This is a genomic window from Rhizobium sp. 10N414 (assembly GCF_056394785.1).
Window position 1 is genome coordinate 17,689 of record NZ_JBFTIN010000041.1, and the last position, 16,700, is coordinate 34,388.

The following is a 16,700-nucleotide window of genomic DNA, read 5'->3' on the forward strand; positions in this document are numbered from 1 at the left end:
CGCGCCTTTTGATCTGGATCAGAGAATGACTTTTTCGAGCGGCGTGCGCGTCGCCTCGAACTCTTTCAGCTTCGCCTCGTTCTCGGCAATGTAGTCGCGGTTATCGGGGGTGGAATACTGGTTCTTGGAAATCTGGATCTGCATGATGAAAAGTTCGTCCCAGCGGAAGCCCATTTCCGACCCCGCAAGGTAGAATTCCCACATGCGGAAGAACTGCTCGTCATAAAGCGCAACCGCCTCGGCCCTGCGCGCCACGAAGCGTTCACGCCAGTGACGCAGTGTGTAGGCATAGTGCAGCGGCAGAACTTCGACATCGCGGACGAGCAGTCCCGCCTTTTCGATGAAAGGTATGGTCTCGCCAATCGATGGGATATAGCCCTGCGGGAAAATGTACTTCTCGATGAAGGCATTGGTCGCAAAGCTTGGCTTCGGACGTGCGATCGAGTGCAACACCATGACGCCGTCATCGTCTAGGAATTCATGCACTTTCTTGAAGAACTTGCCGAAATTGCCGATGCCGACATGCTCGAACATGCCGACCGATACGATGCGGTCAAATTTCCTGCCCGTCATCGTGCGGTAGTCCTGCAGTTCGAAGCGCGCGCGATCGCCAAGACCACGCTTCTGAGCTCGCTCCCGCGAGATCTTCAGCTGCTCCTTGCTGAGCGTGATGCCGGTGAGCTCCAGTCCCGGCGTGGATTCCACCAGGTACATGCCCATGCCGCCCCAGCCGGAGCCGATCTCCAGGACACGCTGGTTCGGTTCGAGCAGAAGCTTCGCGGCAATGTGCCGCTTCTTGGCGACCTGCGCCTCCTCCAGGCTGATGCCGGGTGGGTTGTAGTAGGCGCAGGAGTATTGCCAATCCTCGTCGAGGAAGAGTTCGAAGAGCTTTTCGGACAGGTCGTAATGGTGGGCAACGTTACGCCTGTTGCGGTTGATCGGCATGCGGCTCTTAAGCTGCTGCAGGGCGATGCGTCCGATCAGGAGAGCCGCCATCGGGATATCGAAGATCTCGTTGGTGGTGTTCTGCTTCACCATCGCCAGGAAATCGTAGATGTTGCCCTGTTCGAGAATGAACCGGCCTTCCATGTACATTTCGCCTAGCTTCAGGGTGGGATCGCGGCGGATCAGCTGTTCCGCCTCTTCATCGGCAACGCGGGCGACAACGAGTTCGCCTGTGCCATCACCGACCGCATGCGTCTCGCCATTGGCGAGAGTGAGTCTCAGATTACCCTTACGGATGATTTTTTGGACAATCGATAAGAAAGCCGACGCCATAAGTAAGGCCTCGCAATGTGACAGGATGATCCGATCAACTTAGTATCTCTCATCCGCCTTACAAGCGCCGTAATTCGCACCTCGGCAACATGGTCGCCGAAGTGTGACATTTTTGCAAATTTGGTTGCTAAGCGCTTATTTTCGCTTCATGGCCTCAGCCAGTGCGGCTCCAAACGCACCTTGGCTTTCCTGCTTTGGCGAAGCCGACCGCCGGTCATTCTGGCCGCGAACCGGCGGGTTTCCACGTGGCTCGCCACGCGGAGCGGAGGCCGGCGAGCCATCGTCCTTTCTCATCGACAGGCCGATGCGCTTACGCTTGGCATCGACCTCGACGACGCGAACTTTCACAACGTCGCCAGCTTTCACAACTTCGTGAGGATCTTTGACGAAGCGATCGGCGAGTTGCGAAACGTGCACCAAACCGTCCTGATGGACGCCAATGTCGACGAAAGCCCCGAAGGCCGCGACATTGGTCACGGTGCCTTCCAGCAACATGCCCGGCGTGAGGTCGGAGATCTCATGAACGCCTTCGGCGAAGGTTGCTGTCTTGAAGCTCGGGCGCGGGTCGCGGCCGGGCTTTTCCAACTCGGCCAGGATGTCCTTCACCGTCGGCAGGCCGAATTTCTCATCGATGAACTGACGCGGATCGACGGCCTTCAGCACGGCAGTGTCGCCCATCAGCGAACGCAGGTCGCGGCCACAGGCGGCGACGATCTTCTTGGCGACGCCGTAGGCTTCCGGGTGGACTGAGGAGGCATCGAGGGGCTCCTTGCCATCGCGAATGCGTAGGAAGCCGGCGCATTGCTCGAAGGTACGCTGGCCGAGGCGGGCGACCTTCAACAGGTCACGGCGGGTCTCGAAGCGACCTTCGCTGTCTCGATGCTTGACGATCGCGTCGGCAATCGAGGCGCCCAGACCGGAGACACGGGAGAGCAGCGGCGCGGAAGCGGTGTTAAGATCGACGCCGACGGCATTCACCGCGTCTTCGACGACCGCATCGAGCGAGCGCGACAGCTTCTGCTGGTCGACATCATGCTGATACTGCCCGACGCCGATCGACTTCGGCTCGATCTTGACGAGTTCGGCCAGCGGATCCTGCAGGCGGCGGGCGATGGAAACGGCGCCACGGAGCGATACGTCGAGGTTGGGAAACTCAAGGGCAGCGGTCTCGGATGCGGAATAGACGGAAGCGCCGGCTTCCGAGACGATCACCTTGGTCGGCTTCGGCGCCGGCAGTTCGGCCAACATGTCGGCGACCAGCTTTTCGGTCTCGCGGCTGCCGGTGCCGTTGCCGATCGAGATCAGCTCGACATTGTGCTTACGGATCAGGGAAGCAAGCTCCAGCTGCGCGCCGCGCACGTCGTTCCGAGGCTGGAAGGGATAGACGGTCGAGGTCGCCACGACCTTGCCTGTTGCATCGGTTACGGCGATCTTGACGCCGGTGCGGATGCCCGGATCAAGGCCCATGGTCGGGCGCGAACCGGCCGGCGCTGCCAGCAGCAGATCCTTGAGATTGCGGGCGAAGACGTGGATCGCCTCTTCCTCGGCACGTTCGCGAAGTTCGCGCATCAGGTCGAGCGACAGCGACATGGAGAGCTTGACGCGCCAGGTCCAGCTTGCGACGTCCATCAGCCAGCGGTCGCCGGGACGGCTCGCGCCGATCTCGTAGGCGGCGGCGATCATGCGCTCGACCGGCTTGTTGGGAGAGACGGTCTCGGCATCGGCCTCGATGGTCAGCGTCAGCACTTCTTCGTTCCAGCCGCGCAGCATGGCTAGCGCGCGGTGACCGGGGGCGGTCGCCCAGCGCTCGGAATGGTCGAAGTAGTCGGAGAACTTCTCGCCAGCGGCCTGTTTGCCATCGACCACCTTGGCCTTCAGCAGGGCAGCGCTGCGCATATGGGCGCGCAACTTGCCAAGCAGATCGGCATTTTCGGCGATGCCTTCGGCGACGATGTCGCGCGCGCCCTCGAGTGCCGTCTTCACATCCGGCACATCGGCGGTGATGTAGCCCTCCGCCAGCGTCGCAGGCTCCTTTGAGCGATCAGCCAGGATCGCCTCCGCCAGCGGTCCGAGACCACGCTCGCGGGCGATCTCGGCGCGGGTGCGACGCTTCGGCTTGTACGGAAGATAGAGATCTTCAAGCTCGGCCTTGGTGGCAGCATCGGCGATCTTGCCAAGCAGGTCGTCGGTCATCTTGCCCTGACCGGTTATGGATTCGACGATGGTATCGCGGCGGGCTTCCAGTTCACGCAGATAGACCAGCCGCTCCGCCAGATTGCGCAGCTGCGTATCGTCCAACCCACCCGTCACTTCCTTGCGGTAGCGGGCGATGAAGGGCACGGTCGCCCCTTCGTCGAGCAACTCGATCGCCGCCTTGGCCTGGTCCGGCCGGGCGTTGATTTCGGAGGAGATGACAGCGGCGAGCGAGCGAAGGTCAGCGGCCATGAGAATTCCTGCGGTTCACGAAATTTGCGGGACCATAGCGGCGAAAAACGACAAGGCAATGCCCGCCGTCCCTATCCACAGCAACATAGCACGGCCAGCGGCCGATTTTGCGGTTGTGCATGTGCGGCATTCTTTGCTAGCAGAGGCGACCGTTTTTAGCCCCGCCTTTGTGGCGCCTTCCCAGAGAAGGCAAGGAAAGTGACATGCCAGATCTGCTCCTAGAACTCCGCTCCGAAGAGATCCCGGCCCGCCTGCAGCGCAAGGCTGCCGGCGACCTGAAGAAGCTCGTGACCGATGCGCTTGTCGAAGCAGGACTTTCCTACGAGGGTGCGCGCGAATACTGGACGCCACGCCGGCTGACGCTCGATATCCGCGGCCTGACGGCGCGCTCCGCCGATGTGCGCGAAGAGAAGAAGGGTCCCCGCACCGACGCCAACGAGAAGGCGATCGAAGGCTTCCTGCGTGGCGCCGGCCTGTCCTCGGTTTCCGAGGCGCAGATCCAGAGCGACCCGAAGAAGGGCGACTTCTACATCGCCATCATCTCCAAGCCCGGTCGCGCCGCTGAAGAGATCATCAGCGATGTCATGCCCGGCATCATTCGCGATTTCCCCTGGCCTAAGCCAATGCGCTGGGGCGCGGCTTCCGCTCAGCCAGGCTCGCTGCGCTGGGTCCGGCCGTTGCAATCGATCGTCTGCACGTTCGGCACGGAGCATGAAGAGACCGTCGTCATTCCGTTCTCGATCGACGGCATCGTCGCCTCCAACGTGACCTACGGCCATCGTTTCCATGCGCCCGGCGCCATCACCGTCAAGCGTTTCGGCGATTACATCGCGAACCTCGAAAAGGCCAAGGTGATCCTCGATGGCGAACGCCGCAAGGACATCATCCTGCATGATGCCCGCGATGTCGCCTTTGCAAACGGACTGGAACTGGTCGAGGACGAAGGCCTGCTCGAAGAGGTCTCTGGCCTCGTCGAATTGCCGCAGGTCCTGTTGGGCAGCTTCGAGGAAGACTACCTCTCGATTCCGGCGGAGATCATCCGTCTGACGATCAAGACGAACCAGAAGTGTTTCGTGACGCGCCCTGTTGGCGGCGACACGCTGTCGAACAAGTTCATCCTCGTCTCGAACATCGAAGCCAGCGACGGCGGCAAGGAAATCATCCACGGCAACGGCAAGGTCGTGCGCGCGCGCCTGTCCGACGCCCTGCACTTCTGGAAGCGCGACCAGGGCGATCTGCCTGATCTGGAGACGCTGGAGGCTTCGGCAAAGAAATTCGACCTCGACCTCAAGAAGCCGCTCGACCAGCGCATGGCGAAGCTCGATGCGCTTGATGTGACGTTCCACGCCAAACTGGGTACACAGGGCGAGCGCGTGGAGCGCATCCGCGCCATGGCCGCAAAGGTCGCTTTCCCGGTCGGTGCTGATTACAAGCTGGTCGATAGGGCCGTGGTGCTTGCCAAGGCCGATCTGCGCACCGAGGCTGTCGGCGAGTTTCCGGAACTGCAGGGCGTCATGGGGCGCAAGTATGCCGCCCTTCAGGGCGAGGATGCCGTTGTCGCGACCGCGATCGAGGAGCACTACAAGCCGCAAGGCCCGTCCGACCAGCTGCCACAGGACAAGGTCGCGATCACAGTGGCGCTTGCCGACAAACTCGACACGCTGATCGGCTTCTGGGCTGTCGACGAAAAGCCGACCGGTTCGAAGGATCCGTTTGCGCTGCGCCGGGCTGCCCTTGGCGTCATCCGCATCCTTCTCGAGCGGCGTGTGCGCCTGACGCTGCTGCCGCGCATCACCAGCCACATGGGCCGCATCGATACGGATATCGGCAAGACTGTTGACGACAACGACCTGTCACGCCAGTTCGACCTCCTCTCCTTCTTCCATGACCGCCTGAAGGTCTATCTGCGCGATCAGGGCGCGCGCTACGATCTCATCGATTCCGTGCTGACGCCGGAGGCCGACGACCTCTTGATGATCGCCCGCCGTGTCGAGGCACTAACGGCCTTCATCACGTCCGAGGATGGCAAGAACCTCCTGGTCGGCACCAAGCGTGCCACGCAGATCCTGGCTGCCGAGGAAAAGAAGGGCACGGTGATCGCCGACGGCGTCTCCGAAAATCTCTTCCGACTCGACGCCGAGAAGCAGCTCTTTGCCGCCATCACCACCGCTTCCGCAGAAGCCTCTGCGGCCGTCGACAAGGAAGACTTCCGCTCGGCGATGGAAGCGCTCTCCAGGCTGCGTGCTCCGGTGGACCGCTTCTTCGACGACGTGTTGGTCAATGACGAAGACGCTGCAATCCGTGCCAATCGCCTTGCCCTGCTTCGCCTGATCCGCGAGGCAACCGGCACGGTCGCCGACTTCTCGAAGATCTCGGGTTAAGCGCATCAGATGCGGCGTGCGGATGACGCCTTAACATCCGACATTTGCTGCGTATTTCCTTCCTTGCTCAGATTTTGATTCAAGGATGGAAATCTCTGATTTCCGTCAGCCAGCAACTCCGATTGTAGCCGCCGAGAGAACCGCATAACGCGCGGCCTTGGCAATGGTCACAAGCAGCAGGAACATCGGAAGCGGTTCGCGTAGCACACCGGCGACGATGGTGATGGGATCGCCGATAACAGGCATCCAGCTCAGAAGCAGCGACCACTTGCCATAGCGCCGATACCAGCTTTGCGCCTTGTCGAGCGCAGGCTGGCGGACGGGAAACCAGTGCTTGTCGCGAAATCGTTCAATGCCGACGCCGAGCAGCCAGTTGACGGCCGAGCCGAGGACGTTGCCTATTGTCGCCACCGCGATCAGCGCAATGACCGGATGCTGCTTCGCCAGGATGAGCGCGACGAGGCCGGCTTCCGACTGCATCGGGAATATCGTGGCAGCCGCAAAAGCCGCCAGGAACAGCGCGGCATAAACCGCTAGATTGGTCATGGCTTGTCCGCGCCAATGCTTCGCTGCACCCTGCATCCCTTCATCAAGTCTTACGGCGGACTGGAACTATCACGTCTTTGGCGTTATGCCAAAGTCATGAACAAGATCCTCGTCAGCGCCTGTCTCATGGGCCATGCCGTCCGTTATGACGGCCAGTCGAAGCCGCTCGCCCATCCCGCGATCTCGCGCTGGATCGAGGAAGGCCGGCTGGTGACAATCTGTCCCGAAATGTCCGCCGGAATGCCGGTGCCGCGTCCACCCGCCGAAATTGAAGGCGCAGCCACGGGCGAGGATGTCCTCTCCGGCCGTGCGCGCGTCGTCGAGGTCAGCGGCGGCGATGTGACGGGCGAGTTCAAGCGGGCTGCCGAGAATGCACTGGCGCTCGCGATCGAAACAGGCTGCCGTTATGCGCTGCTGATCGATGGCAGCCCCTCCTGCGGCTCGGGCTTTGTCTATGACGGCACGTTTTCCGGGCAGAAGCTCGCAGCAAATGGCGTGACGGCCGCGCTTCTGAAGCAGGCTGGCATTGCCGTCTACTCCGATCGCGAAATTGAGGAACTTGTCGCAAGGCTTACTGCCGACGAGGCCGCGACGGCCGACTCCCCTTAATGCAAAACGGCCGTCGGATCGCCCGACGACCGTTTTCTTGCTTGGCGGCCGAACCTCAGGCGGCCCGGCGAACCTGCGCACTGTAATCCTGGCTGTCACCAACGCGGAAACCGCGGATGAGGTTCAGAAGCTCGTCGGTGTCGCTTGCCAGCGACTCGGCCGACGCAGTGGTTTCCTCGGCCATCGCGGCGTTCTGCTGCGTCGCAGCGTCGAGCTGGTTCATCGAGGACGAGATCGACCGCAGCGTGGTGTCCTGCTCGGAGGCGCTGTGGGCGATCTTCGCAACGATCTCGTTGGCGGCCTTGATCTGGTCAGAGATACGCTTCAGCGCCTCGCCGGCTTCGCCGACCAGACGGACGCCCTGATCGACCTGGCCGGACGAACGGGCGATCTGATCCTTGATCTCCTTGGCAGCCGCAGCCGAGCGCTGTGCCAGTTCGCGCACTTCCTGAGCGACGACCGCGAAGCCCTTGCCGGATTCGCCGGCACGGGCGGCTTCGACGCCGGCGTTCAGAGCCAGCAGGTTCGTCTGGAAGGCAATGTCGTCGATGACGCCGATGATCTTGCCGATCTCGGCAGACGACTTCTCGATACCGCTCATCGCTTCGATCGCTTCGGAGACGACGGCATCGCTACGGCTCGCCTCGCCGCTGACGGCCTCGACACGCTTGCTGGCTTCATGGGCGCCTTCGGCGGTCTGGCGGACGGCGACAGTCAGTTCATCGAGCGCTGCGGAGGTTTCTTCGAGGCTCGCGGCCTGACGCTCTGTGCGCTGCGACAGATCGTTTGAGGCGCGACGGATCTCTTCCTTGCTGACGGCAATGTCGCCGCCCTTGGCGCTGACCTTGGCCATGGCAGCTTCGAGATGCGCAAGCGCATCGTTGAAGTTGTCGCGAAGAGCTGCGTACTTCTGACCTAGATCGGCGCAACGGACCGTCAGGTCACCTCGGGCGATCAGCTCCAGCGCCTGGCCGATGGTCGAGACAACATGGTTCTGGGCGACCGTTTCCTCGCGCTGCAGGCGCTGGCTGTTCTCACGCTCGCCGTCGAGGGCCATCTGCTGCGCGGCCTCACGCTCGGACATGGCGTGACGCTCCTTGACCTTCTGCTGCAGCGACTTTGTCGCCTTGGCCATCATGCCGACTTCGTTGTTCATGTCGGCATGCGGGATGGAGACTGCTACGTTCTCGACGGCAACCGCTTCCAGCGCCTGATGAACATCCTGTAGCGGTTTGGAGATGCCGCGGATGAAATAGAAGGCGGCAGCGACACCGGCAACCGCGATGATCGCGCAGGCAATCAGAGCCTTCCAGATCGCATCATTGATCTGTGCCTGCAGGTCATCGAGGTAGACGCCGCTGGACACGACCAACTGCCACGGCTCAAAGGCTGCCGAGTAAGAGCCTTTCTCGAACAGCTTGTCGTCGGGCTGGCCCGGCTTGCTCCAGTAGTAGATGGTGCGACCGCCGCCGGCCCGGCCCTTGGCGACCATGTCCTTGCTGAAATAGGTGCCGTTCTGGTCCACCTGCGCGCTCATGTTCTTGCCGATGTTGTCAGGCTTTGGGTGGAAGCGCTGGATGACGTCGTAGTCGTAGCCGAAGAGATAGCCTGCCGGCTCGAACTTGACCTTGGAGAGCACCTTGAAGGCTTCGGCCTGCGCGACCTCATGCGTCATCTCGCCGGACTTTTCGCGCTGGTAGTAGGAATCGAGGACGGAGATACCGGATTGGACCTGCGCCTGTAAAAGATCGAAGCGGTCGTCGTAGATCGCCTGCGACGTCGTCCTGATCTGGAAATAGGTGGCAATGGCGAAAGCCGCCATGAGGACGCCCACGAGGGCAAAGAGTTGATGGGCGATGTTAAGTTTCTTCATGAATGTCTCGCAAAATCGGTGGGTTCGGCAATCCCGGATCGGTGAACTCCCGACCTCTGCGTTGACCACGCGTGGCGACGACAATCATGCGTCTTCCGGCTTTGGTTGTTAGAGTTAGAGTGAATGAATTAACAATTGCCAAGTGCGGGCGCTCAAAGGATTATCAAATATAATCAGTGCATTCTTGCAGTGTGCGGCAAGTTTGATTCATCTGCGCGCCCTTAAGTTGAAGTGGTGTCGCAAGGCACGCCGTACAGTTTTCCGACTCTGGCGGTTGCGCTATACTTGCTGCATGGCTGAGGCTTCGCATGCCTTCGGTGAATTCGTTCTCGATCCCGGCTGCGGCTTGCTGCGGAATGGGCAGGCAGTCGCGCTTGGCCAACGCGGCGCGGCTCTTCTTGAAGTGTTACTTGAAGCCCGCGGCAATGTTGTTTCCAAGGATGCGCTGATGGAGCGCGTTTGGCCCGGAACCGCAGTCGAGGAAAGCAACCTGACTGTCCAGGTGGCGGCGCTTCGCAAAGTGCTCGGTCTTACACCCGATGGGCAGGAATGGATTGCGACGGTGCCGCGTGTCGGTTACCGCTTCATCCGCGCGAACATTGAAACGAAAGCCGCTGTTCCAGCCCCGGAGTTGAAGCCGACCCTAGCTGTCCTCCCCTTCAGCAATCTTAGCGGCGATCCAAACCAGGACTACTTTGCCGATGGGATCGTCGACGACATTATTGCAGCCCTCAGCCGGTTCCGAAGCTTTGCCGTCGTCGGCCGGGACTGCTCCTTTGCCTACAAGGGCAGCGGGATGGATGTGCGCAAGATCGCGGCGGAACTCGGTGTCAGCTACGTGCTTGAAGGCAGCATCCGGCAGCAGGGCAACCGCTTGCGCATTGTCGCCGAACTCGTCGAGGGTCAAGGCGGCACGCATATGTGGGCGCAGACCTTCGACGGGACGCTGGACGAGATATTCGACTTTCAGGATCGCATCACCGAGCGCGTCGCAACGCTGATCGAACCGCTGATCCAGACGGCCGAGATCGAGCGGTCACGACGTGAAAGGCCCGGAAGCGTAGCCACCTACGACATCTACCTGCAGGCGCTGGCCAAGATCTCGACCGAAATCGAAAGCGATAACGCTGCCGCCTATGCGCTTCTCATGCAAGGGCTGGCCGTCGAGCCTGACAATGCGCAGTTGCTTGCCCATGCGGCATGGGCGCTCGAGCATCGCTACACGATGGGTTGGCCGTCGCTCACCGAGGACGACGTGCAAACCTGCGGCGCACTGGCGCGGCGGGCGCTGGAGCACTGCGCCGGCGACGCCATGGTTATGGCTCATTGCGGCGTTGCCCTGATGCAGACGGTGAAAGACTACGATTGGGGTCCTGCAGTTCTGCAGGCGGCCGCCGAATCCAATCCCAACAACCCGATGGTCGTTGTCAGGGCCGGCATCGGGCATCTTCATTGCGGCAACGTCAACGACGCACTCAGCCACTTCCACAGGGCCAACCGCTTGACCCCAGGTGACCGCGGCGCGCATTTCTCGCATTGCGGCATCGCGCATGCCCACGTGATCCTCGGAGAATACGAGCAGGCGGTGGCCTGGGCTTCGAGAGCGCTGGCCAGCAATCCGAATTTCGAGCCAACGCTATGGGTGCTCATTGCTGCAAGTGCGCATCTCGGCCGCATGGAGGAAGCCCATCGCCACCTAGCGGCGTTGAGACGACTGACGCCTGATATAACCGTCGAGCGCATCCGTGCCGGCCAACCCGGCAAATATCCGGATCGCATTGCTGCCCTCCTCGACGGGTTGAGGTTGGCGGGTGTCCCTGAGCGCTAGTTTCGGATCGTTTCGGAACTTTTCCTTGGGCCTTTCAGGACCGGAAGGCCGCAACCGGCAGAGACTGCTTCCCACAGCAAAACCGCAAGTGGGAGACGGCCATGATTACGACGCTGACCATCCTTTCCCTCGATCAGGGACGCATCTACTCCCCTCCGCCGGAGCCGGTTCCCGAGCTGACGGCTGTTGAAGCTGCCGCTGCCGTTGCTGATACCCAGGGCACCAAACACCATTTGCGTTGGCTGGATGTTTCGACTGGATTGCACGCACTTGCGCGCCTGCTTGCGCCGAGCTTTGGCAACTCCCCGTTCGGCAAAGCTCACTAGAAAAAATGCGTCCCTGCTTCTCTCAGGGACGCATTTTATCCACCGCGGGGTGGACCCCGGACGACCGAAACTTTGGTCAGGCTGGGGCAGGGAAATGGAAATCAGGGTCGAAGTTCAAAGTTGAAAACGTCGAGCGGCGCCTTTTGTTCCTTCGGCACGCCTGCCACGCCTGCCGCGACCGGCTTGACGTCGCCACCGACGACTGCAGCCGTCGTCGAGGCGCGGTCGATGTTGTCGGCCGGCTGCGTGGCGGCTGTCATTGGTTCGGCTGGCGCCTTGGTTACAAAAACGACGGGCGAGCCGCCCATCCAGCCTTCGGTGCGATAGAGCTTCTTCTCACCGTTGACGTCGCGAACTTCCGAGGATTGCAGCGCGCCAGGTGCCAGCGTCGGCACGGTGTAGTCCTTCTTGCGCTCGACCTTTTCAAGCGGCGGGCAGGTTTGGCAGCTTTCCTGGCTGATGCTCCCGCCATTGGTGCGCGCGTCCTTGCCCACGACCTCGATCGAGGAGGCACAGGCAGACCCTGCCGTAAACACAGCTATCGCACCCAAGATGACCTGACGCATGGAACACTCCGTCTCACGTTGAGAAGAGACTAGCGTGGCTTTGTTTCCATCCCGTCAGGGGAAAGGGTAAAAATTTAGAGAACTGACCCGATTTCGGGTTTGCTCACGCTTTTTCGCGGTCGATCGCGCGCCAACCGATGTCGCGGCGGCAGAAGCCATTGTCCCAATCGACCTTGTCGAGGAGCGCATAGGCACGCGTCTGCGCCTCGCCAACCGTCTTCCCTGTGGCGGTGACGTTCAGCACGCGGCCACCCGTTGCGACCAGCGCTCCGTCCTTGAGCGCTGTGCCGGCATGAAACACCTTGGCGCCCTCGCCCGCTTCCGGGATATGGCGGATCGGCGTGTCCTTGTCGTAGGAGCCCGGATAGCCCTCCGATGCCATGACGACCGTCAGGGCCGGATCATCCGTCCATTCGGCGGACACCTGATCGAGCGTCCCGGTGGCGGTGGCGTGGAGAAGCGGCAGAAGATCGCTCTTCAGACGCATCATCAGCACCTGGCACTCGGGATCGCCGAAGCGGACATTGTACTCGATAAGCTCGGGGCCCTTGGCGGTGATCATCAGACCGGCAAAGAAGACGCCGGAGAAGGGATAGCCGCTCTCGGCCATGCCGCGCATGGTCGGCTCGATGATTTCCTTCATCGTGCGCTCGACCATCTCTTTGGTCATCACGGGCGCCGGGGAATAGGCGCCCATGCCGCCAGTATTCGGGCCGGTATCGCCCTCGCCCACCCGCTTGTGATCCTGGGCGGTTGCGAGCGGCAGGACATGCATGCCGTCGCAGAGGCAGAAGAAGCTCGCTTCCTCGCCATCGAGATAGGCTTCGATAACGACCTCGGCGCCAGCGGCACCGAAGGCACCCTCGAAGCAACCGTCGACGGCAGCAAGCGCCTCATCAACGGTCATGGCAACAGTCACACCCTTGCCGGCAGCAAGGCCATCCGCCTTGACGACGATCGGGGCGCCCTGCTGGCGAATATAGGCCTTCGCCTTCGGCGGGTTGTTGAAGCGCCGATAGGCGCCGGTCGGAATGTCGTAGCGGGAGCAGATATCCTTGGTGAAGCCCTTCGAACCCTCGAGCTGGGCTGCCGCTGCCGATGGGCCGAAGACTGCAAAGCCTGCGGCGCGCAGCTTGTCAGCAATGCCGGCGACGAGCGGCGCTTCCGGGCCAACCACGACGAAGTCGATCGCCTTGTCCTTGCAGAAGGCAAGGATGGCATCATGATCGTCGACATTGACGGCAACCAGGGTCGCGTGGTCGGCAATGCCGGGATTTCCGGGCGCGGCGTAGAATTCCGTCATGAGAGGCGATTGCGCCAGCTTCCAGGCCAATGCGTGCTCGCGTCCACCCGATCCGATCAACAGAACCTTCATGCCCGTCCCTTTCGCGTTTCCGTCTGGCGGTTAAGGGGAGAGCGTCGAAAGGTCAAGCAGGAATGCTTGCCCGGGGTCAAGCAGGAATGCTTGCCACGTCAAGCGGAGCGCTTGACCGGGGGGCTCAAGCAGGAATGCTTGAGGACGCCTTACCAGCCGCCGCCACCGCCACCACCACCCCCGCCGCCGGAAAAGCCGCCCGACGAGCCGCCGCCGGAAAAGCCGGAGGACGAACTGGACGGCGGAGCCGGAATGGTGGAGGCGATCGTTGAGGCCATGGACGAGGAGAAGCCACCGATGCGATCGGAGAAATTGCCGCTGCCAAAATTGCCGGAATACCATGAGGGAGCGTAGGCAGCCGCCGCTCCCGCTGCGGCTACCGCAAGCCATGTCTCGAAGGCACGCGACCATGGCTTTTCGACGCCGAGCGCCACGGCATAGGGCAGCAGTTTCTCGAAATGCTGGGGCGACATCTCAGGGGCGCCCGCCATGTTCATGCGGTCCTTTTCGGCCAGCGTCATGTACTGGCGCAGACCGTCGATGCCATCCATCAGCTTGGCCCCGAGCGGGGTCGGCGCACCCATGATGAAGACGTAGAGCAGGTTCAGGAGAATGATGCCGCCGATCGCAAACAACATCGGCGTCTCGTGGAGTTCGACCAGCGAGGAGAACAGTGCCAAAACCAGCGACGAGACGATGCTGAAGCCGATGAAGACAGCAATAGCGATCGCGATCACCGACATGATCTTCGCGCCGAGCGATCTGCCGGGGCGGAACGACTTGGCGAAGCCAGCGACGAACACCGAGATGAAGACGACGACGCCAATCGGAATGATCATCAGGGCGATCGCATCGGGTTCCAGCGTTCCGAAGACGAAGAGGGCCACCAATGAAGCGGCGCTGAGCGCTATGCCGCCGGTCGTGTAGCCGGCATTCGCGTTGTAGTACTTGCCGCGGTGCTCGCGCTCGATAGCTGTGCGGAAGCTGTCGCCGACTGATTTCACCTTCGTTCCGTTGGCTTCATCGATCGTCAGCGAGCCCTTGGCTCCGACTGAGTTAAGCAGGCTGGCTTCCCCTGCTTCCAGCTTATCCTTGCCGACCGGCTTGTCGGTGCGGCGGATGACGATCGCGTTCTTGAGGTCCTCCAGCACGACAAAGCCGCGCACCGCGAGATTGAGGGCCGTTGCCGACAGCGCCGTCCAGCCCTGCCCGGAGAAGCCGCGATTGTCGATGTAGTTCACCAGCGCCGGCGAGATTCCATCAGGCGGATCCCAGCGCGGCACCAGCACGCCACGCGCCGGGTCACGGCCGACCTTCAGCCAGGAGCGCGTGTAATAGAGGAAGACCAGAATGAGACCGCCAAAGCCGAGGAAGTAGTCGCGGTTGTCGCTGAGCCACCAGCGCCGCTCATCGTCAGCGCTCGGCGGATTGATCGAGCCCTTCGGCATCTTGACTGCGATCGTCAACCCTTCGCCTGCGTTCAGCGCCCGGGTCGTCGAAAACAACAGTCGACTTCCGCCGCCTGAAATCTTTGCATTCCTGTCCGTCGCGCCCTGCGGGCCGGTGAAGAAAGCAGTATCGATCGAGCTGACGCCATCTGGAAGGTTCACCGTCGCCGTCGCCATCAGGATCGGGAAGATCCAACCATTGCCGGTTACGTTCCAGTAGAGTTCGTCGTGATCGTCGAAGTAGCGGATCTGGCGATTGGTGCGGTAGGTGAAGACATACTCGTGCCGGCCATAGCTCACCGTAACGTCTTCCGAGCCGGCATAGATGCGGATGCCGCCGCTGATGGATTCGGTGTGCCAGGGCTCGTCGCGGCCATCGCGCTTGACCGCGATGACGTCGAAATCGACTCGGCGGAGGCGGCCCTTTTCATCCTGATAAGTCAGCGGAAAATCGCGGAAGATGCCACGCCGAACGCGGTTGCCTTCGGCGGTAACTGATATCGTCTCCGTCACCGTCATCGCGCCGCTCTTCTCCAGCGCAATGTTTGACGCGAAGGCGTTGATCACCTCCGCAGCGATGGCGCCACGCGCCGCAAGCATCAGAAACAGAACGAAGCAAAGGCCGGAAAGCCGTCGGATCATCATACCCCTCGCCTGCGGCGTCCTGGCCGCGTCAGATAATGTCAGCTCTCATCGGCATAAGTCACGCCAAGCCCGGCCAGTGTCCGCCAATAGGCCGGGAAGGTCTTGCCGACGCAGTCCGGATCAAGGATCGTTATGCCCGCGATCTTCAGACCGGCGAGCGCAAAGCTCATGGCGATGCGGTGGTCGGCGAAGGTATCGATCTTGGCAGGCAGACGTTGTCCGGCGAGCGAGGGATCGGACTGGACAATCAGATCGTCGCCTTCCTCGTGAGCGAGACCCGGGCGGATCTGCGTCAGGCCGGTCGAGACGGCGCGGATGCGATCGCATTCCTTGACGCGCAGATTGGCGATGCCGACGAAGCGGACCGGCGTCTCATTGAAGGCGGCGAGCACAGCAAGGGTCGGAACCGCATCCTGCATCTGCGAGCCGTCGATAACCGCGGGAAGATGCGGGAACTGGGCGATCAGGTCATAGGCCTTCGCGTCCGGCTGCGTGAACGCGCCGTTTGCAACGCCGAGGTCGATCTTGCCTGATGTCAGCACCTCCGCAGCCCAGAGGTAGGTCGCGGCAGAGGCGTCGGGCTCGACCACGAAATCTGCTGCCGCGTAGCCGGTCGGCTCGACGCGCCAGGTCACCGCGCTCGTCTTCTCGACCTTGGCGCCGAAGGCGCGCATCGCCGCTGTGGTCAGATCGATGTAGCCGAGCGCGCCGATGTCCTCGCCTAGCAGTTCGATCGTCACCGCCCTGTCGCCGCCAGCAGCCATCATGAGCAGCGCCGAGACATATTGGCTCGACAGGCCGCCATCGATCTGGATGCGGCTCGCCTCAAAACGGCCAGTGCCCTTGACGGTGACCGGCGGGCAGCCGGTTTCGGTCGACGCGTCGATGCCGAGCGAACGCAGTGCATCGACCAGCGGACCGATCGGGCGCTTGCGCATGTGCTGGTCGCCGTCGACGACGACGGTGCCATCCACCAGGGCGGCAGCGGCCGTGAGGAAGCGCGTCGCCGTTCCGGCGTTGCCGAGGAAAAGCGGCACCTGCGGCGGCAGCAGCTTGCCGCTGCCCGTGACGACAAAGCTCGTATCATCCGGCTCTTCGATGATGACACCCACGGCGCGGAGAGCGTCGGCCATATAGCGCGTGTCGTCGCTCTTCAAAGCGCCGGTCAGGCGGCTCGTGCCCTTGGCGAGACCTGCCAGGAGCAGCGCGCGGTTGGTGATCGATTTCGAGCCGGGCGGGACGGCGCGACCTGTCAGCGGCTTGTCCGGCGGGATGATGGTGAGCTTGTCTTTACTCATTGCCTGTCTTTTCCGTCTTTGCGCGAGGGCCACATCAGGCCACGATCATGCCCTGCTCATAGCAGTTTTTACGCAAAGGCAA

12 protein-coding genes are annotated in these 16,700 nt (G+C 61.9%); 4 read left to right on the forward strand and 8 right to left on the reverse strand.

All coding sequences use genetic code 11. From position 1 onward, the window contains the following. Nucleotides 1-18 precede the first annotated feature (18 nt). Both AC1DE4_RS26320 and AC1DE4_RS26325 read right to left on the reverse strand, forming a co-directional pair. Complete coding sequence (locus AC1DE4_RS26320; RefSeq protein WP_062370534.1) at nt 19-1,278, reverse strand: SAM-dependent methyltransferase; 1,260 nt, start codon at nt 1,276-1,278, stop codon at nt 19-21. Between the two features lie 135 nt (nt 1,279-1,413). After that, nucleotides 1,414-3,723, reverse strand: a complete 2,310-nt coding sequence (locus AC1DE4_RS26325) for a Tex-like N-terminal domain-containing protein (protein ID WP_112642919.1) — start codon at nt 3,721-3,723, stop codon at nt 1,414-1,416. A 203-nt stretch (nt 3,724-3,926) separates the two neighbouring features. Between AC1DE4_RS26325 and glyS the strand changes: the two genes are divergently transcribed. Then, a complete protein-coding gene (glyS, locus tag AC1DE4_RS26330) occupies nt 3,927-6,104 on the forward strand; it encodes a glycine--tRNA ligase subunit beta (RefSeq protein ID WP_477883767.1) in 2,178 nt (725 codons plus the stop codon). A gap of 105 nt (nt 6,105-6,209) precedes the next feature. On the opposite strand, the gene AC1DE4_RS26335 is transcribed toward glyS, so the two are convergent. Next, a complete protein-coding gene (locus AC1DE4_RS26335) occupies nt 6,210-6,650 on the reverse strand; it encodes a YqaA family protein (protein WP_018116650.1) in 441 nt (146 codons plus the stop codon). Between the two features lie 96 nt (nt 6,651-6,746). Between AC1DE4_RS26335 and AC1DE4_RS26340 the strand changes: the two genes are divergently transcribed. Continuing rightward, nucleotides 6,747-7,259: a 2-thiouracil desulfurase family protein gene (locus AC1DE4_RS26340; RefSeq protein ID WP_025661907.1), complete on the forward strand. Its 513-nt coding sequence runs from the start codon at nt 6,747-6,749 to the stop codon at nt 7,257-7,259. A gap of 55 nt (nt 7,260-7,314) precedes the next feature. Here AC1DE4_RS26340 and AC1DE4_RS26345 read toward each other — a convergent pair whose 3' ends face one another. Further along, the gene (locus tag AC1DE4_RS26345) at nt 7,315-9,132 is read right to left on the reverse strand and encodes a methyl-accepting chemotaxis protein (RefSeq protein WP_477883769.1); all 1,818 of its coding nucleotides are present in this window, start codon (nt 9,130-9,132) and stop codon (nt 7,315-7,317) included. Nucleotides 9,133-9,424: 292 nt separating this feature from the next. Between AC1DE4_RS26345 and AC1DE4_RS26350 the strand changes: the two genes are divergently transcribed. Together AC1DE4_RS26350 and AC1DE4_RS26355 are read left to right on the forward strand one after the other, a co-directional pair. Then, entirely contained in the window at nt 9,425-10,960 is a 1,536-nt protein-coding gene (locus AC1DE4_RS26350; protein ID WP_477883771.1) for a winged helix-turn-helix domain-containing tetratricopeptide repeat protein, read from the forward strand. A gap of 101 nt (nt 10,961-11,061) precedes the next feature. Next, on the forward strand, nt 11,062-11,286 hold the full coding sequence (locus AC1DE4_RS26355; protein WP_025661910.1) for a hypothetical protein: 225 nt from the start codon (nt 11,062-11,064) through the stop codon (nt 11,284-11,286). A gap of 101 nt (nt 11,287-11,387) precedes the next feature. On the opposite strand, the gene AC1DE4_RS26360 is transcribed toward AC1DE4_RS26355, so the two are convergent. The 4 genes from AC1DE4_RS26360 to aroA form a co-directional block, all read right to left on the reverse strand. Further along, entirely contained in the window at nt 11,388-11,852 is a 465-nt protein-coding gene (locus AC1DE4_RS26360) for a plant virulence effector HPE1-like domain-containing protein (protein ID WP_025661911.1), read from the reverse strand. 103 nt (nt 11,853-11,955) lie between these two features. After that, a complete protein-coding gene (purD, locus tag AC1DE4_RS26365) occupies nt 11,956-13,227 on the reverse strand; it encodes a phosphoribosylamine--glycine ligase (RefSeq protein ID WP_477883773.1) in 1,272 nt (423 codons plus the stop codon). A gap of 149 nt (nt 13,228-13,376) precedes the next feature. Then, nucleotides 13,377-15,317 (reverse strand): DUF2207 domain-containing protein, encoded by a 1,941-nt coding sequence (locus AC1DE4_RS26370; RefSeq protein ID WP_477883782.1) that lies wholly within the window; start codon nt 15,315-15,317, stop codon nt 13,377-13,379. Nucleotides 15,318-15,358: 41 nt separating this feature from the next. After that, entirely contained in the window at nt 15,359-16,618 is a 1,260-nt protein-coding gene (gene aroA / locus AC1DE4_RS26375) for a 3-phosphoshikimate 1-carboxyvinyltransferase (RefSeq protein WP_477883775.1), read from the reverse strand. Nucleotides 16,619-16,700: the final 82 nt, after the last annotated feature.

Excerpts from the sequence above, each read along its gene's own strand:
- AC1DE4_RS26320 (WP_062370534.1), bottom strand. The coding sequence starts at position 1,278 with ATGGCGTCGGCTTTCTTATCGATTGTCCAAAAAATCATCCGTAAGGGT.
- AC1DE4_RS26325 (WP_112642919.1), bottom strand. The coding sequence starts at position 3,723 with ATGGCCGCTGACCTTCGCTCGCTCGCCGCTGTCATCTCCTCCGAAATC.
- glyS (WP_477883767.1), top strand. The coding sequence starts at position 3,927 with ATGCCAGATCTGCTCCTAGAACTCCGCTCCGAAGAGATCCCGGCCCGC.
- AC1DE4_RS26335 (WP_018116650.1), bottom strand. The coding sequence starts at position 6,650 with ATGACCAATCTAGCGGTTTATGCCGCGCTGTTCCTGGCGGCTTTTGCG.
- AC1DE4_RS26340 (WP_025661907.1), top strand. The coding sequence starts at position 6,747 with ATGAACAAGATCCTCGTCAGCGCCTGTCTCATGGGCCATGCCGTCCGT.
- AC1DE4_RS26345 (WP_477883769.1), bottom strand. The coding sequence starts at position 9,132 with ATGAAGAAACTTAACATCGCCCATCAACTCTTTGCCCTCGTGGGCGTC.
- AC1DE4_RS26350 (WP_477883771.1), top strand. The coding sequence starts at position 9,425 with ATGGCTGAGGCTTCGCATGCCTTCGGTGAATTCGTTCTCGATCCCGGC.
- AC1DE4_RS26355 (WP_025661910.1), top strand. The coding sequence starts at position 11,062 with ATGATTACGACGCTGACCATCCTTTCCCTCGATCAGGGACGCATCTAC.
- AC1DE4_RS26360 (WP_025661911.1), bottom strand. The coding sequence starts at position 11,852 with ATGCGTCAGGTCATCTTGGGTGCGATAGCTGTGTTTACGGCAGGGTCT.
- purD (WP_477883773.1), bottom strand. The coding sequence starts at position 13,227 with ATGAAGGTTCTGTTGATCGGATCGGGTGGACGCGAGCACGCATTGGCC.
- AC1DE4_RS26370 (WP_477883782.1), bottom strand. The coding sequence starts at position 15,317 with ATGATCCGACGGCTTTCCGGCCTTTGCTTCGTTCTGTTTCTGATGCTT.
- aroA (WP_477883775.1), bottom strand. The coding sequence starts at position 16,618 with ATGAGTAAAGACAAGCTCACCATCATCCCGCCGGACAAGCCGCTGACA.